The sequence below is a fragment of the Alkalibacillus haloalkaliphilus genome, from assembly GCF_007991275.1.
GTDB lineage: Bacteria > Bacillota > Bacilli > Bacillales > Alkalibacillaceae > Alkalibacillus > Alkalibacillus haloalkaliphilus.
Map to the genome: position 1 here is coordinate 17,950 of NZ_BJYA01000016.1, position 22,591 is coordinate 40,540.

Annotated in this window: 20 protein-coding genes and 1 riboswitch; of the genes, 4 read left to right on the forward strand and 16 right to left on the reverse strand. The window is 40.6% G+C overall.

Going from position 1 to position 22,591, the window contains the following annotated elements; genetic code table 11:
• Window positions 1-6: 6 nt before the first annotated feature.
• From proC to gltB, 3 genes are all read right to left on the reverse strand, one after another.
• On the reverse strand, window positions 7-798 hold the full coding sequence (gene proC / locus AHA02nite_RS11710) for a pyrroline-5-carboxylate reductase (RefSeq protein WP_146817543.1): 792 nt from the start codon (window positions 796-798) through the stop codon (window positions 7-9).
• Between the two features lie 167 nt (window positions 799-965).
• Window positions 966-2,453: a glutamate synthase subunit beta gene (locus AHA02nite_RS11715; protein WP_146817510.1), complete on the reverse strand. Its 1,488-nt coding sequence runs from the start codon at window positions 2,451-2,453 to the stop codon at window positions 966-968.
• A gap of 19 nt (window positions 2,454-2,472) precedes the next feature.
• A complete protein-coding gene (gltB, locus tag AHA02nite_RS11720) occupies window positions 2,473-6,990 on the reverse strand; it encodes a glutamate synthase large subunit (protein WP_146817511.1) in 4,518 nt (1,505 codons plus the stop codon).
• A gap of 142 nt (window positions 6,991-7,132) precedes the next feature.
• Between gltB and AHA02nite_RS11725 the strand changes: the two genes are divergently transcribed.
• A complete protein-coding gene (locus AHA02nite_RS11725; protein WP_146817513.1) occupies window positions 7,133-8,038 on the forward strand; it encodes a LysR family transcriptional regulator in 906 nt (301 codons plus the stop codon).
• On the opposite strand, the gene AHA02nite_RS11730 is transcribed toward AHA02nite_RS11725, so the two are convergent.
• Window positions 8,039-8,884 carry a fumarylacetoacetate hydrolase family protein gene (locus AHA02nite_RS11730; protein ID WP_146817515.1) on the reverse strand — a complete coding sequence of 282 codons (846 nt, stop codon included), beginning with the start codon at window positions 8,882-8,884 and terminating at the stop codon, window positions 8,039-8,041.
• Between the two features lie 78 nt (window positions 8,885-8,962).
• Entirely contained in the window at window positions 8,963-9,859 is an 897-nt protein-coding gene (locus AHA02nite_RS11735; RefSeq protein ID WP_146817517.1) for an AEC family transporter, read from the reverse strand.
• Window positions 9,860-10,124: 265 nt separating this feature from the next.
• Between AHA02nite_RS11735 and AHA02nite_RS11740 the strand changes: the two genes are divergently transcribed.
• Complete coding sequence (locus tag AHA02nite_RS11740) at window positions 10,125-10,913, forward strand: carbon-nitrogen family hydrolase (protein WP_246118854.1); 789 nt, start codon at window positions 10,125-10,127, stop codon at window positions 10,911-10,913.
• Window positions 10,914-11,135: 222 nt separating this feature from the next.
• Here AHA02nite_RS11740 and AHA02nite_RS11745 read toward each other — a convergent pair whose 3' ends face one another.
• The 10 genes from AHA02nite_RS11745 to AHA02nite_RS11790 form a co-directional block, all read right to left on the reverse strand.
• Window positions 11,136-11,993 (reverse strand): alpha/beta fold hydrolase, encoded by an 858-nt coding sequence (locus tag AHA02nite_RS11745; protein WP_218025422.1) that lies wholly within the window; start codon window positions 11,991-11,993, stop codon window positions 11,136-11,138.
• A 17-nt stretch (window positions 11,994-12,010) separates the two neighbouring features.
• Window positions 12,011-12,487 carry a DUF3237 domain-containing protein gene (locus AHA02nite_RS11750; RefSeq protein WP_146817521.1) on the reverse strand — a complete coding sequence of 159 codons (477 nt, stop codon included), beginning with the start codon at window positions 12,485-12,487 and terminating at the stop codon, window positions 12,011-12,013.
• Window positions 12,488-12,675: 188 nt separating this feature from the next.
• Window positions 12,676-13,137 carry a flavin reductase family protein gene (locus AHA02nite_RS11755; RefSeq protein ID WP_146817523.1) on the reverse strand — a complete coding sequence of 154 codons (462 nt, stop codon included), beginning with the start codon at window positions 13,135-13,137 and terminating at the stop codon, window positions 12,676-12,678.
• A 163-nt stretch (window positions 13,138-13,300) separates the two neighbouring features.
• Window positions 13,301-14,767, reverse strand: a complete 1,467-nt coding sequence (locus AHA02nite_RS11760) for an aldehyde dehydrogenase family protein (protein ID WP_146817525.1) — start codon at window positions 14,765-14,767, stop codon at window positions 13,301-13,303.
• 18 nt (window positions 14,768-14,785) lie between these two features.
• The gene (locus tag AHA02nite_RS15390; RefSeq protein WP_170236090.1) at window positions 14,786-15,406 is read right to left on the reverse strand and encodes a methyl-accepting chemotaxis protein; all 621 of its coding nucleotides are present in this window, start codon (window positions 15,404-15,406) and stop codon (window positions 14,786-14,788) included.
• A 268-nt stretch (window positions 15,407-15,674) separates the two neighbouring features.
• A riboswitch (cyclic di-GMP riboswitch) is annotated at window positions 15,675-15,757 on the reverse strand.
• A 59-nt stretch (window positions 15,758-15,816) separates the two neighbouring features.
• The gene (rbsK, locus tag AHA02nite_RS11770; protein WP_146817529.1) at window positions 15,817-16,716 is read right to left on the reverse strand and encodes a ribokinase; all 900 of its coding nucleotides are present in this window, start codon (window positions 16,714-16,716) and stop codon (window positions 15,817-15,819) included.
• A 132-nt stretch (window positions 16,717-16,848) separates the two neighbouring features.
• Window positions 16,849-17,727: a DUF1028 domain-containing protein gene (locus tag AHA02nite_RS11775; RefSeq protein ID WP_146817531.1), complete on the reverse strand. Its 879-nt coding sequence runs from the start codon at window positions 17,725-17,727 to the stop codon at window positions 16,849-16,851.
• Window positions 17,728-17,739: 12 nt separating this feature from the next.
• Window positions 17,740-19,182 (reverse strand): sodium/pantothenate symporter, encoded by a 1,443-nt coding sequence (gene panF / locus AHA02nite_RS11780; protein ID WP_146817533.1) that lies wholly within the window; start codon window positions 19,180-19,182, stop codon window positions 17,740-17,742.
• Complete coding sequence (locus AHA02nite_RS11785) at window positions 19,179-19,463, reverse strand: YhdT family protein (protein WP_246118855.1); 285 nt, start codon at window positions 19,461-19,463, stop codon at window positions 19,179-19,181. Before AHA02nite_RS11785 ends, panF begins: the two co-directional genes overlap by 4 nt.
• A gap of 152 nt (window positions 19,464-19,615) precedes the next feature.
• A complete protein-coding gene (locus tag AHA02nite_RS11790) occupies window positions 19,616-20,554 on the reverse strand; it encodes a nucleoside hydrolase (RefSeq protein WP_146817537.1) in 939 nt (312 codons plus the stop codon).
• 145 nt (window positions 20,555-20,699) lie between these two features.
• Here AHA02nite_RS11790 and AHA02nite_RS11795 point away from each other — a divergent pair, with 145 nt between their 5' ends.
• On the forward strand, window positions 20,700-20,906 hold the full coding sequence (locus tag AHA02nite_RS11795) for a zinc ribbon domain-containing protein (RefSeq protein WP_017186851.1): 207 nt from the start codon (window positions 20,700-20,702) through the stop codon (window positions 20,904-20,906).
• Window positions 20,907-20,993: 87 nt separating this feature from the next.
• Complete coding sequence (locus AHA02nite_RS11800) at window positions 20,994-22,352, forward strand: hypothetical protein (protein WP_146817539.1); 1,359 nt, start codon at window positions 20,994-20,996, stop codon at window positions 22,350-22,352.
• On the opposite strand, the gene AHA02nite_RS15230 is transcribed toward AHA02nite_RS11800, so the two are convergent.
• Window positions 22,316-22,591 (reverse strand): hypothetical protein (locus AHA02nite_RS15230; RefSeq protein ID WP_218025423.1); only part of this gene is annotated, 276 nt, incomplete at its 5' end. The genes AHA02nite_RS11800 and AHA02nite_RS15230 overlap by 37 nt on opposite strands.

Sequence of the window (22,591 nt, forward strand, 5' to 3'; positions counted from 1 at the left end):
AATATACTATTTTCCTGAACATTTGTCCATTGCTTGAATGATGGCGCCGCGGAAGCCGTTTTGTTCTAAGGCATCGACGGCTTTGATCGTCGCACCTCCTGGTGTACACACTTGGTCTTTTAGTTCGCCTGGATGATAGTCAGTGTCTCTTACCATTTTGGCTGCGCCTAGCAATGCTTGGGATGCATACTCATAAGCTTGTTCGCGTGGAATGCCTTGTTTAACTGCGCCATCTGCTAATGCTTCAATAAACAGATAACCGTATGCTGGTGAGGAGCCGCTAACAGCTGGAATTGCATCCATTAACTTTTCACTAACTTGATCAACCTCGCCGTACAGTGAAAATAACTGCTCAACTAGTTGAATGTCTTCATCTGTCACATGCTCATTAGCGCAATAAACTGTCATTCCCTCTCCGACCATTGATGGTGTATTCGGCATCGAGCGTATAATTTTCGTTTCCTTACCGAAAGCCAATTCAATATCTTTTAACCGTACGCCGATCGCAATTGTAATAATAATCGTGTTTTCATTAACATGTTTGCGGATCTCTTCAATTACGTTAGGGTACACGTGTGGTTTAACAGCTAGAAACAACAAGTCACTCTCACTGGCGATTCGTTTATTGTCACTTGCAATGTCGATTTCAAATTTCTCTCTCACGTAATCAATCGTTTCTTCGGTTACAGCAGAGGCATGGATTTGTGCCGGATTAATGTTGCCGTATTGAATCATCCCGTTAATAATCGCTTGAGCCATCTTGCCACAGCCGATAAAACCAATCTGTTGGTCAACCATTAATAAAAATCCTCCTTCATGACGACTTTCTAGTACATTCCATTGTACGCATTTTCGCAAAAAAATACCAACTGTACATAAAAAGTCTACCTAGTAAAAGATTTTCAAACATTCTTCATTTAATAGAAAAAGAAGTTGATGCCTTAATTAGCACCAACTTCTTATGTTTACACGAGATCGACTGTTTCTTCCGTTTGTAAAAATTGACCGACTTGCTCTGCTACTTCACGACCTTCGCGAATCGCCCAGACGACTAGGCTTTGACCACGTCTAGCATCTCCGGCCGCAAAGACGCCCGCTTCACTCGTACTGTAGTCTTTCGTTCCATCAACAGTCCAAATGCGACCTCTTTCATCTAACTCAAGGCCAAAGTGTTCTAACACTTCACGCTCTGGACCTGTAAAACCGATGGCGACAAGTACGAGATCAGCTTCCCAAATTTCTTCTGAATTAGGAATTTCTTTCGTCACAAGTTTGCCGTCTTCCATCACTTTTTCTACACGGACAGTACGTAGAGACTTCACGTTACCGTCTGCATCTGATTCAAACGCTTGAGTTAAAATTTCGTATTTACGCGGGTCTTCTTCATTTGCTTCTAAAGACTCTTTGTAGCCGTAATCTAATTTAAAAGTCATTGGGAATAACGGCCACGGGTTATCTTCCTCACGATCTTCAGGGCTCGCTGGGTGTTTACCGAATTGTACGACTCTGTTACACTCCTGCCTTAGAGCCGTTGCAACACAGTCTGCTCCTGTGTCACCGCCACCGATGACGATGACATTTTTACCACGTGCGTGAATTGGAGCTTGATCAGGGTCAGTTTTTAAAGCTTTCGTTGACTCTGTTAAATAATCCATCGCAAAATGAATCCCTTTACTATCACGATTTTCAGCAGGGACATCACGGTGTTCTTGTGCGCCAGTACATAAAATAACGGCGTCATACTGCTGCTTCAACTCTTCACGTGTAATATCTTTTCCAACTTCAGTATTACACTCAAACATAATACCTTCTTCTTTTAGCAAGTTGACACGACGATCAATTGTATCCTTTTCTAACTTCATATTAGGAATACCGTACATTAACAAGCCACCAGGACGATCGTCACGTTCATAAACGGTGACATAATGGCCTTGTTGATTCAGCTGATCCGCTGCTGCTAAACCAGCCGGACCAGAGCCAATTACGGCGACATGTTGACCTGTTCGATGTTGAGGAGGGTTTGCTTCAACCCAACCTTCATCGAAACCGCGCTCGATAATTTCATTTTCAATTGTCTTAATTGCGACAGGGTCATCGTTAATCGCAAGCGTACAAGATCCTTCACAAGGTGCTGGGCAAACACGCCCTGTAAACTCAGGGAAGTTGTTCGTTTCTTCTAATCGTTCAAGCGCGTGCTTCCAGTCACCTTCACTTACTAACTCATTCCACTCAGGAATAAAGTTGTTAACAGGGCAACCGATATCTGATTGATCAAAATTAATCCCTGTATGACAAAATGGCGTACCACAATCCATACAACGTGCGGCTTGTTGTTTTAAATCTTTATCATCTAAACGAATCGTATATTCTTCCCAATCTTTAATTCTTTCAATTGGGTCTCTTGTTTCTTGGTCTTTTCGGGAAAATTCCATAAAACCTCTTAAATATCCCATTTGCGCACCTCCTTAACGGTTATTGAACGACTTTGCTAGTCTGTTTATCTTCTTTTTCTTTAAGGAGCTTTTCTTTATATTCGATCGGGATGACTTTAACTAATTGATTAGCCGCTTCACTCCAGTTGTTAAGCAAATGTTTAGCCCGTTTACTACCTGTGTATTCAACATGATTGACTAACATTTGTTTCACTTCATTAAGTTCTTCTGACTCTTCAATTGATTCGAACAGTACCATGTCGTGGTTTGATTTTTCTTTAACAGCTTCTAAATCTTGGTTCCAGATATATGCAATACCACCTGACATACCAGCTGCAAAGTTTTTACCAATCTCACCTAAAATAACAACACGGCCACCTGTCATATATTCACAACCGTTATCACCGACACCTTCGACAACAACTCTAACTCCACTATTTCTAACAGCAAAACGCTCACCAGCAGCACCATTAACGTAAGCTTCACCACTCGTTGCACCGAAAAATGTTACGTTACCGATAATTGTTTCTGCCATACGGTGAACGGATGGTGGATTGTGTGGCTTAATCGCCAATTTACCACCTGAAAGACCTTTACCGACGTAATCGTTCGCATCACCCGTAACGTGCATCGTAATTCCTCTCGGTAAAAAGGCGCCGAAACTTTGACCCGCAGAACCAGTAAAGTGTAGGTTAATTGTATTTTCAGGCAATCCTTCTTCACCGTAACGCTTTGTTACTTCATGGCCTAATTCAGTACCTACCGTTCTGTCGGTATTCCCGATCGGCAAGTGTAACGTCGTTGGCTTTTTCTCATCTAAGCTTGCTTGAACGTTCGGTAAAATTTCAGTTTGGTCGATGTGCACTTCATCGTAACGGTTAATGTGAGGACGCTCACGTTTTAACCATTCATCATTTGAATATTGCATTAATGGCTCTAAGTCTAACTGTTTAGCTTTATGATGACTTTGTTTACGACGGTGAACTTTTAATAAGTCAGTACGTCCAATCATTTCATCTAATGAGCGAATACCTAACTGAGCCATAATTTCACGGACTTCTTCAGCGATAAATCGCATGTAATTGACAACATGGTCTGCTTGGCCGGTAAACTTTTTACGTAAGTCTGGATCTTGTGTCGCAATTCCGACCGGACACGTATCTAAATGACAAGCACGCATTAAAATACAGCCTAATACGACCATTGGTGCTGTAGAAAATCCATACTCTTCAGCTCCTAATAATGCTGCTTTCACAACGTCTTTACCTGTCATTAATTTACCGTCAGTTTCTAATCTAACTCTTTCACGTAAGTCGTTTAACACTAATGTTTGGTGTGCTTCTGCTAAACCTAACTCCCACGGCAATCCTGCGTGGCGAATACTCGTTTTTGGTGAAGCACCTGTTCCACCTTCATAACCGCTAATTAAAATAACGTCAGCTTTACCTTTAGCGACACCAGCAGCAATTGTTCCGACACCCGCTTTTGATACGAGTTTCACGTTAACGCGTGCATTTGTATTCGACTTTTTCAAATCATAAATAAGCTGTGCTAAGTCTTCGATTGAGTAAATATCATGGTGTGGTGGTGGTGAAATTAAGCCTACACCTGGTGTTGATTTACGAACATCCGCAATCCACGGGTGGACTTTCTTACCTGGTAAGTGACCACCTTCACCTGGCTTAGCACCTTGCGCCATTTTAATTTGTAGCTCTTCAGCATTAGATAAATAATGACTCGTAACGCCGAAACGACCAGAGGCAATTTGCTTAATCGCACTGCGACGATGGTCACCATTTTCATCTGGCGTAAAGCGATCAGGGTCTTCTCCGCCTTCACCACTATTACTTTTACCGCCAATACGGTTCATCGCAATTGCTAAAATTTCGTGTGCTTCTTGACTTAATGCACCATATGACATGGCACCTGTTTTAAACCTTTTCCATATCGATTCCACCGATTCAACTTCTTCTAACGGAATCGGGTCTTTACCTACAACATCAACGTCTAATAAGTCACGTAAATACGTCACTTTTTCGTTAGCGACTAAATCAGTAAACTGATCATATTTATTACGATCGTTCATTCGAGCTGCATGTTGCAATGTGTGGATCGTTTTCGGATTAAAGGAATGGTGTTCACCATCACTGCGCCATTGCATATCGCCACCAGAAGGAAGTGTTCCTTTCGTCAGTGGATATGCTTGACGATGACGTTCTAAACTTTCTTCAGCAATCGTCTCTAAGTCAATTCCACCAAGTTTAGAAGCTGTACCTCTAAAGTACTTTTTCATTACATCTTCACTTAAACCAATCGCTTCGAAAATTTGTGCCCCACGATAACTTTGAATCGTCGCAATACCCATCTTAGACATGACTTTAACGATTCCAGAAGTCGCCGCATCACGATAACGGTCAAATGCTTCTTCACGCTTGAAATCAGTAATATATTCATCATCAATTAACTTATCAATCGAACGATAAGCTAAATACGGATAAATCATATCAGCACCAAAGCCGATTAACGTTGAGAACTGATGGACATCACGTGCTTCTGCTGTTTCAACGATTAAACTCGCTTTCGTGCGCAAACCTTTTTCTACTAAATAATGGTGCAAGCCACTAACAGCAAGTAGTGACGGAATGGCTATTTTGTCTTCTGACTGCTTTTTGTCCGTTAAAATGACTAACGAAACACCTTGGTTAATCGCTCTTTCGACACGTTTAAACAGTTGATCTAATGCTGGTTCAAGTCCTTTAGCACCGTTTTTCACATCATAACAAGTGGATACTTTTTCAAAACGGAAATCACTGCGCGAATTGTGAACAACCGCATCAAACTCAGCCTTTTTCAAAATCGGTGTGTACAGACGGATCCTCTTACAATGCTCAGGTCCATCGTCTAACACATTCGGTTTTGGCCCTAAGTAAGACGTAGTTGACGTCACTAACTTTTCTCGGATTGCATCAATTGGCGGGTTCGTTACTTGGGCAAACAGCTGTTTAAAGTAATTAAACAATAGTTGCGGTTGCTCAGATAGTACCGCAAGCGGCGTATCATTACCCATCGAGCCAATCGGATCGCGTTGCTCTTCAACCATTGGCAAAATGTTTTTCATCACTTCTTCTTTCGTAAAGCCATTAGCCATTTGGAACTGAAGCAACTTTTCATCGGAAATGTTCTCGTTATATGGATCCATCGGCAGCCCACTTAATTGGACTAGTGAATTGTTTAACCAATCACGATAAGGGTACTTCGTTGCAATTTCTCGCTTAATATCATCGTTATAATAAATCTCATTATCTTCTAAATCGATTAATAGCATATCACCAGGGCCTAGACGTCCTTTTTCAACAACGCTGTCAGGCTCCACATCTAATACACCGACTTCAGATGAATAAATAATCCGACGGTCATCCGTAATGTAATAACGAGCCGGCCTTAAACCGTTACGGTCGATCGATGCACCGATTCGTTTACCATCTGTATAAGCTATCGCTGTCGGTCCATCCCAAGGCTCCATAATACAGCTTAAATACTCAAAACATGCACGCTCAGGGTCACTCATTTGTTCATTTAAATCCCAAGCTTCTGGAACCATCATCATCGCTGTTTCCGACAACGTACGTCCATTCATCACTAAATACTCATACGCTTGGTCAAGCATCCCTGAGTCACTTGACGTCTCATCAATTACGGGTAAAAGGTCTTTGTGACGCTCACCGTAAACGTGTGATTTCGCCGCTGTTTCTCTAGCTTTCATCCAATTGACGTTACCTGTAATCGTATTAATCTCACCGTTATGCATGAGCATACGGTTCGGGTGTGCACGCTCCCACGATGGGAATGTATTTGTACTGTAACGCGAGTGGACCATACCGAAGTTCGTCTTCGCACTCGGGTCAGCTAAATCTAAATAAAATTGGTCAAGTTGCTCGGCTGCAAGCATGCCTTTATAAACGATTATATTTGGAGAAAGACTCGCCACGTAAAACGGCCCTTCTTTTAATTGTTCATCTAATTCTACTTTTTTCTCTACTATTCTACGAATCAAGTAAAGATCACGAGTAAACTTCTCCTCTAACTTTACTGACTCGGATTTTTTAATAAAAATTTGCGAGATGAAAGGCATGTTCCCTTTTGCAGCATCAGAAATAACACTTTCATCAACCGGAACATCACGCCAACCGATGACACGATGACCTTCGCGCTCTACTGCTTCATTAAATAGTGTTTGTGCCTTCTCACGTCTTACTTCGTCTTGAGGTAAAAATACCATTCCAACAGCATACTCGCCCCGCTCTGGTAACACCTCATTCCACGTACGACGAAAAAGTTCATCAGGTATTTCTAACATGAGTCCAGCACCGTCACCTGTGTGACCATCAGCACCGCGACCACCTCTATGATCTAACCGAATTAATATCGTAATCGCATCTTCAATCATTTGATGAGTCGAAACACCATCCATCTGTGCGACAAAACCTATTCCACATGCATCACTTTCAAACTTTGGATCATATAATCCTTGTTTTTGTGGAAAACCTGTTCGTATCATCGTGTCACCTCATCTTTCGATAGTTTAAATTTTCAGACAGTATCGTGTTTCTATCTTATGCTTTTTCTGTTATGCTTTCAATATATATATTCGATCATATTAATCGCAAAATTAGATAAAGCGCTTACAAAGGTTGGTAGACATGGAGTTAAGACAGTTAAAGTATTTCATAAAAGTTGCAGAGTTAGAGCATGTAAGTGAAGCAGCTGACCAATTACATGTGGCACAATCAGCTGTCAGTAGACAAATTGCTAATTTAGAAGAAGAACTAGGCGTCGAGCTTTTTCTTCGTGGTGGAAGGAAAATTCGTTTAACACCCGTTGGAGAAGTCTTTTTAGAACGAATAAAAATGGCGATGACAGAGATTGAAAATGCAGAGCGAGACGTTCGTGAATTTTTAAACCCTGAATCTGGTACAATTAGACTTGGTTTTCCAACAAGCCTTGCAGCGAAAACGTTGCCGTCAGTTATTTCAGCATTTCGAAAAGAACACCCACAAATCGGGTTTCAACTACAGCAAGGAACTGTGAATGATTTAATTGCTGCTGTTAAAATTGGACAGATCGATTTAGCTTTCGTATCACCAGTACCTCTTAACAATCCAGATGTTAAAGGGGATATCTTTTTTACTGAAAAGATTCAAGCGTTACTGCCACGTCACCATGAATTTGCCCAAAACGAACATTTACGACTTGACCAATTAAAACACGAACCGTTCGTATTGTTCCGCCAAGGATATATTATGCGTGATTTAGTGACGAAAGCTTGTCAGCAAGTTGGGTTCGAACCGAGAGCGGCATTCGAAGGCGAAGATGTGGACACGATTAAAGGGTTAGTGGCTGCAGGGTTAGGCATTAGTTTACTACCGGAGATTACATTGAATGAAAGACCGACTAGAGATACACGAATTATTAATGTTGTTGAGCCTAATATGACCCGAACAGTAGGAATGGTGCGCCCAAAATATCGTGAGGTCGCACCATCAGAACAAATTTTCTTCGATTTTCTACTGAATTATTACCGTAAACTAGATCAATTCGGTTGGTAATTATCCGACGATATTTTCTAAAACACCGACATCTTCAATTTCAATGCGAATGCGATCGTCTGGTTTTAAAAATTTCGGCGGGTCAAAACCTTTACCGACACCACTTGGCGTTCCTGTCGCGATTACATCCCCTGCCTGTAACGTCATCCCATCTGATAACGTCTCAATCAGTTCACCGACAGAAAAAATCATTTGTGACGTGTTCGAATGTTGGCGCAACTCATCATTAACATACGTTTTAATGTCTAAGTTTTGTACGTTACCGACACGGTCTTGTGTAACGACAGCTGGACCAAATGGCGCGAACGTATCTAATGATTTACCTCGGAAGAACTGCTGGTGCTTCTTTTGTAAGTCGCGTGCTGTAATGTCATTTAAAATCGTATAACCGAACACGTAATCTAAAGCATCTTCACGTGAGATGTTTTTACCAGGCTTTCCGATCACCACAGCGAGTTCACCTTCATAATCAAGCTGACTAGTATCCATCTCGTGTGCATCAATCGTTGCATTCGGACCGATAATTGCACTTGGTGACTTCGTGAAAATGACTGGCGCTGTTGGCACTTGGCTTTCGTCATTACCTGTCATCTCAAGTGCATGCTCACGATAATTTTTTCCGATACACATAATGTTCTTGTTCGGGCGAAATGGCGCTACTATTTCGACTTCATGAAGTGGAACATACTGATTAATTTCTTGGAAAAAATTAATTCCACCGTAGTTCTCAATTACTGAAAAAAGCGTCGGGAAAATGTTGACGAGCTTATCCGAATAGTAAACACCATCTTCCTCTTGAACTCCCCAAAATGTTTGATTTTTAAATTTAAACGTAATAAAGCGCATGCGAGTTCCTCCAAGCAACCTATTTTCTTTTAGTTTATCACGAATGTGGTGTTCATCGTTAATACGAACAATGAATTTTTACCCTAAAATGATCAGTAAGACAGAGATCGATACGACACTTAAAATTGTCGAAACTAACGTAACACTTGAGACGAGTTCAGGTTTAGCTTTAAATTCTAAAGCATACATCGTCGTCGTTGCCGCTGTCGGCATTGCGGCTAGTACTATTAGTGTCGTAGCTACCGTTGAAGATAATGGCATAAACGACACAAGAGCCCATGCGATTAATGGAGAGACAACTAAACGAACCGTCGTCCCTGTAACGACTTTACCTGTCTCAAACTCTTTGAATGAAATGTTCGCTAACTGCATACCTAAGCCAACCATCATGAGGGGTAGGGCAACGTCAGCCATGAATTCAATCGTCTCAGCAGTACTTCCCGTAATTTCGATATTTAGTGATTGCGCTATAAACGCAGCAATGATGGCGTATGTCGCTGGCATTTTCATGACAGCTATTAGGGCAAAACGAATGCCACTTGAGCTTCTAGATGCATAATAAACCCCGAAAAAATTCATAATTAACGCTTGAAGTGCCAAAAATACAACAGCAATCACAAACGCTTCTTGACCGAAAGCGAATAAAACAACAGGCGCACCATAGTTACCAGCGTTCATAAAGGCACTAGAGAGAATCATGCCGCTTTCTTCTTCCTCATCCCACTTCATGATCCACTTTAAAATTTTATTTAAAAGAATTAGCGCAAATAATAATAGAAACCCAAACAATACAATCGTCCAAAACTCTTGTCCTAACTCAGTCTCATAAAAAGACTGGAAAACGAGCGCAGGGATAAATACGTAGATCGTCACGGCGGACACAGAGCGAACGTCAAGTTTACGCCACTTTTGTAAGACGTAACCGATAAAAAATATAAGGACAATTGGTAAAACAACTTCTATAAATACACTCAAAACGGACACCTTCCTAAATGGAAACGGGAGATCGGAACATGACTTTCCGGCGATTTCCCTTGCTTTTCCGGCGAAAAATCTAATATTCCGGCGAATTTTTTTATATTCCGGCGATAATTTTAATAATCCGGCGAAACGTATTAATTTTCCGGCGAACTGACTTTCCAATACAATAATAACTTTATTTTAAAGTTTCATAACTATACTGTACACTATGAGTAGAACATTCGGAAAATTTTTAAGCTCTAATAAGGGGGTTACAAAATTGAAATTTTCATTATGCCAAATGGACATTGTACCTGGAGATCCTGAAGCGAATCGCAAGCGCGTTCAATCGTGGGTTGAATCGATCGTAAAGGAAGAAAAACCTGATACGATCGTTCTTCCTGAAATGTGGACGACTGCCTATACGTTACCGCAACTTGAGGAAATAGCTGATCATGACGGCGAGCCGTCACGCACTTTTTTACAACAACTTGCACAAAAACATGACGTCAACTTAATTGCCGGGTCTGTTGCTAATAAAAAAGACGATGGAATTTACAATACAGCGATCGTCATTGACCGTAAAGGTAATGCCGTCTATGAATATGACAAAGCTCACCTTGTGCCGATGTTAGATGAACCAAAGTATATGCAAGGCGGGAAGAAACGACCTGAAGTGTTCGAGCTTGAAGGGTTAAAGATTGGCCTGATCATTTGTTATGATTTGCGTTTTCCAGAAATTATACGCCCACTTGCCTTAGACGAAGCGCAAGCATTATTTATCGTTGCGGAGTGGCCTGAAGCTCGCGCAAACCATTGGGAACACTTGCAAATTGCTCGCGCGATCGAAAACCAAATGTACGTCCTATCTGCCAATCGAATTGGAAGCTATAATAATGTAGAATTTAGCGGGCGCTCGATGGTCGTCAACCCATGGGGCGATGTCCTTGAAAAAGGATCGCAACATAAAGAGGAAGTCATCACGACAACGCTAGATTTAGAGAAAGTGAAACAAGTTCGAAAAGACGTGCCGATCTTCGAAAGTCGCGTGCCTCATTTATATGATTGAGGTTGGGGTGAGCGCTGATAAATCTGGTGCCAGCGCTGATAAAACTTCGTGAGCGCTGATAAATTCGGTCCGAGCGCTGATAAATTTCTGTGAACGCTGATAAGTTCGGCACGAGCGCTGATAAATTTTCGTGAACGCTGATAAATTCGGTCCGAGCGCTGATAAAATATTTGAACACTGCCCCCATCCCCTCAACACCAAAAAAAGATCCAAGCGAAGTCATCATACCTCGCTTGGATCTTCTATTACATTAGTAAGAAAACGATCAATAGTGTTTAGGACATCTTTTTGCTCCTCAAAAACTAGCGAAAAATGGTTGGCATTTGTCATTAGCACATTAATTCGTGGAACAATCTTTTCTAATTCAGAAAATGACTCGTTGAAATAAAGCGGTCTGCCTGCTCCTATGTGACCCATCGCTTTAACTAAAAGGACGGGCACTGTAATGTGTGGCAATACTTCTTCGTGATGAAAATCAAAAAAACTATCGAAGTCTTGTTTGATCACTTCAGCTTTTGAGCGGTGACGCACCACCTTTTCACCGACCACTTCTGTTTCATATCGCGCAATCTCTTCTAGCTGTCGTGACCAGTTAACACCTAACTTTTCATACGTACGTTTTGTAAAATCAATATAATCAGCTTTGGATTGATAAGCTTTTTCTAGCCGTTGTAATGACGGTAAAATGAGATCTTTTTGACCGTAATCAGCGACCCCTGCACCATCTAGTAAAATGAGCGAACGAACGCGACTACTTAGAGCTGTCACTTTGGCACAAATATAACCACCTATTGAGTATCCGACTAATGTGACCTTGTTAAGATTTAACGTCATTAATAAGTCTATTAGATCACCTACATGGTGGTCAATCGAAGTGGGATGATCAGCTCCATCACTTAACCCCCGTCCTCGTAAGTCATAACAAATGACACGATGGTTGTTAGCGAGTGCGTCTTGATAGTAAGCCATTTGTTTATAATTACCGGTTAAACCGTGAACTAAAATAACAACATGTTCTCCTTCGCCCCGCTCACATACGCGAAGCTTTTTACCGTTAGTTAATTTAACATGACGTTCCAATGCGAACACCTCAGCTTTTAATTCAATTCCCCAACTTGATAAATCGAGTAAATGACCTTCCCTGCCATCTGCTTTCCACGAGATACAAACAAACGATTGTTCAACCATTGATACTGATTAGAAGCCGTCTCGAAAATCGGTGCTGTATGAAAATAGTACTCATCGATCGGTACTTCAACACCATCATCTAACGTTTTAATAACTGAACGATCGCCTGTCCGTATTCCTTTGTCAGACATCATAATTAACTGTTTATCATTCGTTTCTAACAAAATGCGTACGTCTTGAATCACCGTGCCATCATCACGGACGGTGATCCAATCATCGCCACCTGGGACAACATTGCCTTGAAGCCTTTCCCCTTTGAAAGCACCACCTGTCACACGAAACACTTGCCGATTGCCAACGGGGGTTTTTCCTACTAAATGCGGCTTTTCCACCGTTAACTCTAAATCAAACAAGTGAATGACCTCTGGCTTTGGTAACAACGGCATATTTACACCCAACCTCCTTTACAACTGAACGCTTTTTGAGGTTAATCTAAACTCTAGCAATTACTCACTTCTCTATCACTACATTCTATGTCCTATATGAAAAAATAGACCACTAGAGTATGTAGAATGCCTTTAAAACACAAAAAATCCCTAACGTCTTAATTGACGTTAGGGAAGATTATAATTCATTATTTTGGAACAATCTTCGAAAACTGACCACAGTAATAACCTAAAGGTTTCCCTTCATCATAATCATAGTTTTTCACTTCACCTATGAATAACACATGATCACCGCCATCATGCTCAGCCCATGGTGCACACTCAATATGTGCCAAACTATCTTTAACTCGCTGACCACCTTCAGAACTTTCCCATTCAAATGGAGGTTCTTCATTCGGCTTACCAGCGAAATGGATTGCTGTATCTTGTTGCTCTTCTTTTAAAACATTGACAATAAAATGATTGCCGCGTATTTTTTCTAAAGCTCTCGTATTCCGGTCAACTGAAACTAACACTAATGGCGGCTCTAATGAAACAGAAGTAAATGAGTTTACTGTAAAACCGTGTGTCTCTCCGTCTGCTTCACATGTAACGACTGTGACACCTGTTGCAAACTTCCCCATGCAATTACGAAAATCTCGTTGGTCCATTTAAACCTCTCCTTTATACCTTACTACAACCGGTTACTACTAAAATTATTCATATAATAACGCAATATGCTTGTTATAAATGTGACCTCTATTAAATCCACCAACAACCCTATCATACTAAACTTAATCTATAGAAAAAAGCCTCGAAGACCGAGGCTTTTCATTAAGAGTATGGGAATTGACGTTTTTTATGTTGAATTGAAATCCACTTCTTAGTTGTAAATGCTTCTAAACTCTCGTTACCGTTCAATCGACCGACTCCAGACATTTTTTCACCGCCAAAGGCTACGATTGGTTCATCATTAATTGTGCCATCATTGACGTGGATCATGCCTGTTTCAATACGCTTACCTAATTCTGCACCGCGCTCAGTGCTAGCAGTATGAACAGCACCACTTAAACCAAAATCAGAGGCATTCGCAATTTCGATCGCTTCTTCATCTGATTTGAAAGTAGTAACAGCTACCGCTGGGCCAAACATCTCTTCGTTCGCTACACTCATCTCTGGTGAAACGTCTGTTAAGATCGTCGGTGTTACAACATTACCATTCACTTCACCACGAATTAATGGTACTGCACCTTCTTCAATACTTTTCTCAATCGTATTTTCTAACGTCTCAACTTGTCGTTTATTAATTAGTGGGCCGATAATGGTATCATCTTCTCGAGGGTCACCAGCTTTTAATGACTCTACTTTGCTTTTATACTTTTGTAGGAATTCGTCTTTCACACTTTCATGAACTAACACTCTATTTGCTGACATACAAATTTGACCTTGGTGTGTGAAACGGCTAAACACAGCCGCACTTACTGCGTAATCAATATCTGCATCATCTAAAATAATTAATGCACTGTTACCACCCAGTTCAAGAGAAGCCTTTTTAAGGTTTCTACCTGCTACTTCTCCAATTTTTCTGCCAACTACTGTAGAACCTGTAAATGAAACAACTTTGTTTAATGGATGCTCTACAAAACGGTCACCTATTTCTGAGATCTCAGTGACAATGGAGTTTACTAAACCTTTTGGTAAACCAGCTAATTCAAAAATCTTAACTAGTAATGTACCGCCTGTTACTGGCGTATCTTCATGTGGCTTAATGACTACTCCATTACCAGCACCAACCGCTGTCGCAACCGATTTCATTGATAAATAAAATGGGAAGTTAAACGGACTAATAACCCCAACTACACCTACAGGCTCCTGATATACTCGATTTTCTTTACCATCTACAGGAGATGGCAAAATCTCACCCGTCATTCTTAAAGGATATGTAGATGCTTCCTTAATAATATTAGTAACTAAACCAATTTCAAATCCAGCCTTTAACCTTGTGCCACCTAATTCTTCGATGATTAGCTCTGTAATTTCATCATGGTTTTCTTCTACTACTTTCGCCGCTTGTAATAGTAAGTCACGACGTTCATATGGATTTATATTAACCCAATCCTGCTGAGCCTCATTTGCACTTTCATAAGCTTGATCCAAATCATCCTTAGACGCGCTTGTCATTGTAGCAATAACTTCCTCACTAAAAGGGTTTAAGTTGTTCATTTCAATTGAGCCTTGGCCCTCTCTCCACTTTCCACCGATTGCTTGTTTTGATAATTGATCAAAATTAAAATGTGTCATGTATCAATTCCTCCAATGTTATCTCTTTAAGTTGTCATCAATTAGAGTGCTTAACTTTTCTACATCTTCTAAAACATCTTGAACGGCTTGCGACATACTTTCCATAGCATCCGACTGTTCAGCTGATTGTTGATTCACGTTTTGTACCATTTGCTCGAAATTTTGTACATTCTCAACTAATGCTGAAGTAATATCGCTTATTTCTTCTGAAGACTTCTTAGATTCATTTGCTAACTTTCTAACTTCATCAGCTACAACGGAGAATCCTTTTCCATATTCTCCAGCTCTAGCAGCTTCAATTGATGCATTCAGTCCTAGAATATTGCTTTGATCAGAAATTTTAGTCACATCGCCTGAAAACTCATCAATGCTCTTAATGTTTTTATTCATATAACTGAACTGATCTTTTGTTTCTTCCAAGTTTCGAGATAACTCATCACTTGTTGATGTCACTTCTTCAATCACTGAAGTTATGTTTTCAAACGTTTCATATAACTTATTACTAACTTCTGAGAGTACTTCTGCTCTTTCTATGCTTGTCCCTATTCCGACGCCACCAATAATTTCTCCGTAATCATTTCTTAGCGGAATCGCTCTAGCAATTACAGGTACACCAAAAACCTCTTTAGGTACTCTCATCGTTTGTGGCTGCCCTTCACTTATAGCTTTTGTAATAATATCCCCTTCTTGTAACGGGTCACCTTGTTGTACTGGTAACTGAAAAGTCTCACCTGGAATGTTGATTAGTAGTTTTTCAGTATCATAAATCCCTACTGTTACATCCTCTTGTATTAAAGGGTTTAATAATGGTGCAACTTTTTGAAATGCTTCTAACAAACTTAAATCACTTTTAACTGTTTCCAAACTTTAACCTCCTTAAAAATTGAGGTAAACCGTTTGTAGTCTCCCCGGCAGCACGGCCACCATAGCAATCGCCTTAGGTCCGTAACTTTGCGTGTCATTTTTTCAAATGACTTGCCACTCTTTTCGGTTTACATAAAAATTTCCTAACTTATGAAGCTTATCACACTTCATAATCAATTGTCCTATCAGACGCTTTTAGTTTGAATAAACATCTCAACCTCTTCTTTCGATGGCATGCCAGACTGCGCACCTAACTTACTAACCGATAAAGCTCCAACTGCATTTCCGAATAAACAACCTTCAGCTAACGAATCACCTCGCGTTAATGCAACAGCCAACGCGCCATTAAATGAATCGCCAGCTCCTGTCGTGTCGACGACTTTCACAGAAAATCCAGGAACTAAGTGTGACTGACCATTTTCAAAATACTCGACACCTTTTGATCCGTGAGTGATTACGAATTTTTCACGATTTTGTTCATAAAATGTCTTCTTCTCTTCATCATCTAATAGCACCGCTAACTCATGCTCATTCGGTGTTATATAATCGACTGAAGCCATAACTGAAATTGAGATCGGTTGAACAGGTGCAGGGTTTAAAATAACACGAACACCGTGCTTATTCGCCAACTCTACCGCTTTTTCTACCGATTCAATTGGAATTTCGAACTGAAGTAAGATCGTCTCACTCGCTGCAATGACATGTTCATATTTCTCGACTAACTGTGGCGTAACAGCATGATTAGCACCAGGAACAACGATAATATGATTATCATTCTCGGCAATTGTAATCGACGCAACACCCGTTGGTTCGCCTGGAGCTTCTTCAATATAATTTGTATTGATCCCTTGAGTTTCAAAATGTTGGTTTAACGTTTTAGCAAAAGCATCATTTCCAACACAGCCAATTAAATTAACATTCGCACCAAGTTTACTTGAAGCAACGGCTTGATTAGCCCCTTTTCCACCTGGGATGGTTGAAAAAGATTTCCCTAAAATCGTCTCACCTTTATTCGGAAATTGAGCTGCTTCAGTCACTAAATCCATATTAATACTTCCAATCACTGTTACTACTCCTGATGACATAATGCTCCTCCTTAACTTACTTATATGACACTCACCGACAATTATATGTAAATTTCCCGGGAAATTACGTTACTTCATTTTACATAAAAAGCTATAAAGTGCCTACGCACAAGACATAGGCACTTCATTACTCTATTGTTCCATTAAAATGAATTGGTATAACTTATAGTCTATTTTCCCTTGTTCTTGTTCTCTTTCTTCAAAGTTCTCCGAATGAATATAACTTCTTAATGCTTTATAAAACGTTTCATCGGTAACGTCTGTCGCATCGTGTAAATAGCCTAATTGTGTAAAGCGACGAACGAGCTTTTCACGTTTTTCTGCATCAATGTCCATAATATCTTCCGCTTCCGGGCGAGTGAAGTACAATTGATGCAAACGATAAATTCGCTCGAGTTCATTAATTGGCGTTTCATGATCATCAACTCTTAAATCAACCATACGATCATTTAAGCCAGCATAACCGCCTTTTTCTTTAACGATAAATAGAGCGGCTGACTGCATACCACGTGAATCTCCACCAGCTTTTTGCCCTTCTTTTAAAGCATGGAGAAGTTTTTCAGCTAGCGGCTCACCAGGTTTCTCTTCAAAACCTTTTGCCATTGCGCTAGCCGTCTCTTCACTTACAAGGATATTACCTTGTGCGGCATAGTTTTCTCCTGTTTTGCCGCCAGCCCAGTCGTAACAACCATCACCTGTAAACGTTGCAACGCCACCATTAGCATCAACGATTCCAGCTTGACGCATCGCTTTGTCTGGATCTTTTTCGACTAAAATATCCATAGCTTCTTGTGCAGACTTACCTTCTTTCAACAATTGTAAACCTTCAGGACCATATGTCGTATTGGCCATCGACTGTGTCGCAACCGCTCCTACACCTGCTTCAGCCCATGGAACAACAGCACCAACACCTAAAAACTTTGACTGTACAGCAATACCAAGCTCTCCTGTTTCAGGATCTCGACCGACAATTGAAAATGTTGCGACTAAATCGTTAGGAATTTTACTCATTATAAATCCTCCTTAAAATTGGTAAGGCTCTTTTTTAAATATTAGACTAAACGCAATAAATGCGATTAATGATAAAAATACTGGGATCGTGACAGCATGGACGCCAAATAAATTACCGTAAGTCTCATTGTACTGATAGATTGCAATATACGAACCAATCCCGACAACCATAGAGGCAATCGCACCGTGTTTATTAGCATACTTCCAATAAAGTCCGAGTACAACCGGCCATATAAATGCCGCTTCTAAACCACCAAATGCAAATAAATTTAAATAGATTAATAGTTCAGGTGGATTAATCGATAGTAAAAATACTATAACACCTAAAATAGCGGTAAATCCAATACTTACCTTTTTCACATGAGCACGGTTAGCATCAGGCTTGAAATAATTAATATAAACATCCTTCACAACCGATGAACTGACGAGTAATAATAACGAGTCAACCGTCGACATCATCGCTGCAAGTGGCGCTGCTAACACAATACCTGCTACCCATGGCGGTAACGTCTCCATCGCAATGAGTGGAATGACTTGGTCAGCCACTTCAATCCCTGGTAAAACAGGTCTTGCGAACACCCCAATTAAGTGCATATTTAACATAATAAAACCGACAACAATAGTCCCGATCATTAGCGCGCGGTGCATCGAACGTGAATCACGATAAGACATTGCGCGCACTGCTACTTGCGGCAGACCGACAACCCCAACACCGACTAAAATCCAAAACGACGTGACATAAGCTGCCGTCAACTGGCCATCATGACCAAATGGTGTTACTAAGTTCGGATTTTCAGTCATTAAATCAGTCATAATTTGATCGATTCCACCGCCTGCAATGACGACACCAATTAATAAAACAAGTGTTCCGACAAACATAATGATCCCTTGCGTTGCATCGGTCACAGCTACAGCACGAAAGCCACCAATAATGACGTAAATTAAGACGGCAACCGCAAATAAAAATAAAGCCCCTAAATACGACAAGCCTGTCACCGTTTGAATTAAGTAAGCTCCACCGATCCATTGTGCAGCCATCGCCGCAAATAGGAAAATGACGATACTAAATGCTGAAATTAAAACGACTGATTTACTTTGGTAACGTTCTTTTAAAAAGTCGATCAATGTGACAGCTTTGAACCTTCTCGTGACGATCGCGAACTTTTTACCTAACACAAGTAAGACGAAATAACCTGTCGCCACTTGTGTCATCGCAAGTAACACCCAGCCTAATCCGATCGTATAAGCAGCACCTGGTCCACCTAGAAAACTGGATGCACTGCCATAAGTCGCAGCCATTGTCATCGCCAAGACAAGTCCACCGAGCTCACGACTTCCTAAAAAGTAGTCACTTAAAAACGAAGTCGACTGCTTCAGTTTTCGGTTCGACCAAATACCGATTAAAAATATAACAAACAATAAGGCTAAGAGAGGAACTAACACTTCCCAATTCAACGCTCGTCACTCCCCTCTTCGTCAAATGGCACTTCTTTTAATACAAATTTCACGACTAAATAGACGAGAAATACCATGACAATAAAGCCCATTATACAGCTCCAAAAGAACCATGCTGGAAAACCAAATATATATGTATAATCTTCAGGTGGTTTAGACCCTAATGTGTAGGCGAATCCATACCACCAAATGATGTTAAAAACCGCTAACGCACAACCAATTAACGCTTCTCGGTGCGCAATCCGAAAACGCCAATCTGTTCGCTTTTCCCCCTTCGGCAACTTCAACATCCCCTTTCAGCATACTAAAGTGTTGAATACTTCCATTGTAAAGCAAGGTGAAGTAAAAATCATTGGGGTTTTTTAAAATTAGTTCGCCCCACCTTCAGCAGTTACTTAACATTTAAAAAGCGAGCCGTAATTGGCCCGCTTTATTACTTACTATATGTCGCTAATGCGTCTGATAGTAGACCCCAGAATTTTTCTTGGTTTAAGTCTCGTGCAAATTTTACATTTGGCTCGCGACCTGTTACAGCAAGTAAGTCCACACACGTCATACCATAAGCAAACTCACCTTTCGTTTCAATATCGACACGTACATCAACCGTATCAAAGATCGATGGGTCAATTAAGTACGCAACTGTACAAGCATCATGTATTGGCGCTCCGTCGAATCCGAACACTTCTTTATACGTCTTTTTAAAGAAACGAAGTAAATCAACAACGAATTCAGATACAGGGTTATCAATTGCGGCAAAACGATCAATCGTCTCATCAGTCGCTTGCGCTTCATGTGTCACATCTAAACCAAACATCGCAATTGGAACACCACTTTCGTAAACGACTTTCGCCGCTTCAGCATCAACCCAAATATTAAACTCAGCAGCTGGCGTCCAATTACCAAACGTTCCGCCACCCATTAGTACGATTTCTTGAATTTTCGGAACGATCTTCGGCTCTTTTACCATCGCCATCGCAATATTCGTTAAAGGTCCAGTTGGCACTAATGTTAGATCATCATCTGACGCCATCACTTTTTCAATAATTAAATCAACAGCGTGTTGTTCTACGACAGGCGTATCCGGTACATCAGGTAAATTAGGTCCGTCTAACCCAGAATCACCGTGAATCGATTCAGCAATTTGTGTTTCCCGAACCATCGGGCGATTTGAACCTTGTGCAACCGGTACATCTAAACCGATAATGTCACAAACACGTCTTGCATTTAAAGTCGTTTTATCAACTTCTACATTACCTGCCACCGTCGTGACAGCTTCTATTTTTATTTTGTCATTCGCATGCGCTAATATCATCGAAATCGCATCATCATGACCAGGATCACAATCTAAAATGACTCTACGTTGTTCTACCATATTATGCCTCCTATACCTCTCAAATGTTGCTACAATGCTTAGTCTAATAGAAAACGCTTACAAAAGATAGACATTTGACTTGAAATTTCGACAAGGAATTTAGTGGTATTTCTAGAAATAGAACAAGAGAAAGGGGAGTATGTCCATGGAACAAAAAGGTTGCATTAAATGCGGCAGTCGCGATGCCGATCAAAAAGAAGTCGCCATGACAGGAACAGGTTTTTCAAAAATGTTCGACGTTCAACACAATAAGTTCATCGTCGTTTTCTGTAATAATTGTGGCTACTCTGAGTTTTATAATTCAAATACTTCAACAGCTAGTAACGTGTTTGACTTCTTTTTCGGTGGATAGCAACATTTAAGCCAGTTCAATTCATTAATGAGCTGGCTTTTCTATGCTAAAATATAGACAATCTCATCATTAGGAAGGAGCTACATTTTGAAACCGATCATCATTAGACCAATTGCGACGCTTTTAATGGGGACGACTTATTTAATCTCACAATTTGTCGACCGTGACATACTTCCGATCTTAGTGAGCTTATTTGCACTTATGACGATTATTTCTTTTATCCCTTATTTGAAAAAAGTACCGATGATTTTAATTAGCTCACTACTCGGTTTATCTTTTATATTTTTTATTCAAGGTGAAGGTCTATGGGGAATGTTTCTCGGACTAAATACGAACGTGTCAGTTTTAGCAATTTTTATTTTCGTCCCGCTAATATCAATCCCAATTTATCAAGGAAATTACTTACTCTATTTAGAAACGGTGTTTAACTATTACATTAAAACGACTAAGCAACTTTATATTTACGTTAAGTCAGCTTTAATGGGTGTTGGCTCGGTTATGAATTTAGGGACTGTTCCGATCTTGTTCCAACTGACCGACACTGAATCGTACAAGCCATATCGAATGTTAAGAACGCGCGCTTTAGGGCGTGGTTTTGCGATGGCTTTCATGTGGTCGCCATACTTCATTTCTGTTGCTTTAATCATTTCTTACTTTGACGTTGAATGGATTCAACTTTTCCCATTAGGCATTGTGATGGCAGTGATTGGTATTGTGTTAGGCAGTTTTTTTGAATCGAAACATGATGCTGTTATTTCGACCGGCGAGGAAATGGAGTCGAACGTCTCAATCGATCAAGCGAAGAAAAAGTTACTCGAATTACTCGTCATCATTATCGTGATGACAGCTGCAATAATGGTCATCGAATACTTTGTTGACCTATCTGTTTTAACGATTATTCCACTCATTGCGATTGTTCTGTCGATTGGCTGGGGACTTGTTTACCAGTCACCAAAAGAACTTGGACGAAGCTTTTTCAACTTCACACAAGAACGACTGCCAGCTATGGGCAATGAACTGTCGTTATTTATCGCAGCAGGTGCTTTCGGTGCAGCTATTTTAAGCGCCGGTGCAAGTGATTGGATCATTTATTTTATCGACGTATTCGGCATTTCACATATACTCGTTTTAATACCTGTCTTATTAATCGTCGTTAACCTGCTATCATTCGTTGGCGTTCACCCGATCATTACGATGACTGCTCTAGCGATTACACTGAGCTCATCACCGATTTTTATCGATGATCACTTTTTATTAAGCTTCGGCTTACTATCAGCTTGGATGGTATCCGTGATCTCATCACCATTTTCAGGACTGAACTTGCTCATGTCCGGCTTAGCGCAAAGTAATCCAATCGCAATCGGCCCGAAAAGCAACTTGCCATTCGCACTGACATTGTGGGGAATTGCTTATGTGATTATGGTTGGGTTGTATTTTGTGATATGAGGGTGGGCGTGTGAGTGCTGATAAATTGTGCCGAACGCTGATAAACTTTGTGTGAGTGCTGATAAATTGGGCTGAGTGCTGATAAAGCTTGCGTGAGCGCCGATAAATTGAGCTGAACGCTGATAAAGCTTGCGTGAGCGCCGATAAATTGGGCCGAATGCTGATAAAGATTGCGTGAGCACTGAAAATTTTTGCTGGGCGCTGATAAAGTTTAGCGCCAAATAATTTTTGTGAGCGCC

Bases quoted from the DNA above. Each gene is read 5' to 3' on its own strand.
- proC (WP_146817543.1), bottom strand. From the start codon at position 798: ATGGTTGACCAACAGATTGGTTTTATCGGCTGTGGCAAGATGGCTCAA.
- AHA02nite_RS11715 (WP_146817510.1), bottom strand. From the start codon at position 2,453: ATGGGATATTTAAGAGGTTTTATGGAATTTTCCCGAAAAGACCAAGAA.
- gltB (WP_146817511.1), bottom strand. From the start codon at position 6,990: ATGATACGAACAGGTTTTCCACAAAAACAAGGATTATATGATCCAAAG.
- AHA02nite_RS11725 (WP_146817513.1), top strand. From the start codon at position 7,133: ATGGAGTTAAGACAGTTAAAGTATTTCATAAAAGTTGCAGAGTTAGAG.
- AHA02nite_RS11730 (WP_146817515.1), bottom strand. From the start codon at position 8,884: ATGCGCTTTATTACGTTTAAATTTAAAAATCAAACATTTTGGGGAGTT.
- AHA02nite_RS11750 (WP_146817521.1), bottom strand. From the start codon at position 12,487: ATGCCGTTGTTACCAAAGCCAGAGGTCATTCACTTGTTTGATTTAGAG.
- AHA02nite_RS11755 (WP_146817523.1), bottom strand. From the start codon at position 13,137: ATGGACCAACGAGATTTTCGTAATTGCATGGGGAAGTTTGCAACAGGT.
- AHA02nite_RS11760 (WP_146817525.1), bottom strand. From the start codon at position 14,767: ATGACACATTTTAATTTTGATCAATTATCAAAACAAGCAATCGGTGGA.
- AHA02nite_RS15390 (WP_170236090.1), bottom strand. From the start codon at position 15,406: ATGAGAGTACCTAAAGAGGTTTTTGGTGTACCTGTAATTGCTAGAGCG.
- rbsK (WP_146817529.1), bottom strand. From the start codon at position 16,716: ATGTCATCAGGAGTAGTAACAGTGATTGGAAGTATTAATATGGATTTA.
- AHA02nite_RS11775 (WP_146817531.1), bottom strand. From the start codon at position 17,727: ATGAGTAAAATTCCTAACGATTTAGTCGCAACATTTTCAATTGTCGGT.
- AHA02nite_RS11790 (WP_146817537.1), bottom strand. From the start codon at position 20,554: ATGGTAGAACAACGTAGAGTCATTTTAGATTGTGATCCTGGTCATGAT.
- AHA02nite_RS11795 (WP_017186851.1), top strand. From the start codon at position 20,700: ATGGAACAAAAAGGTTGCATTAAATGCGGCAGTCGCGATGCCGATCAA.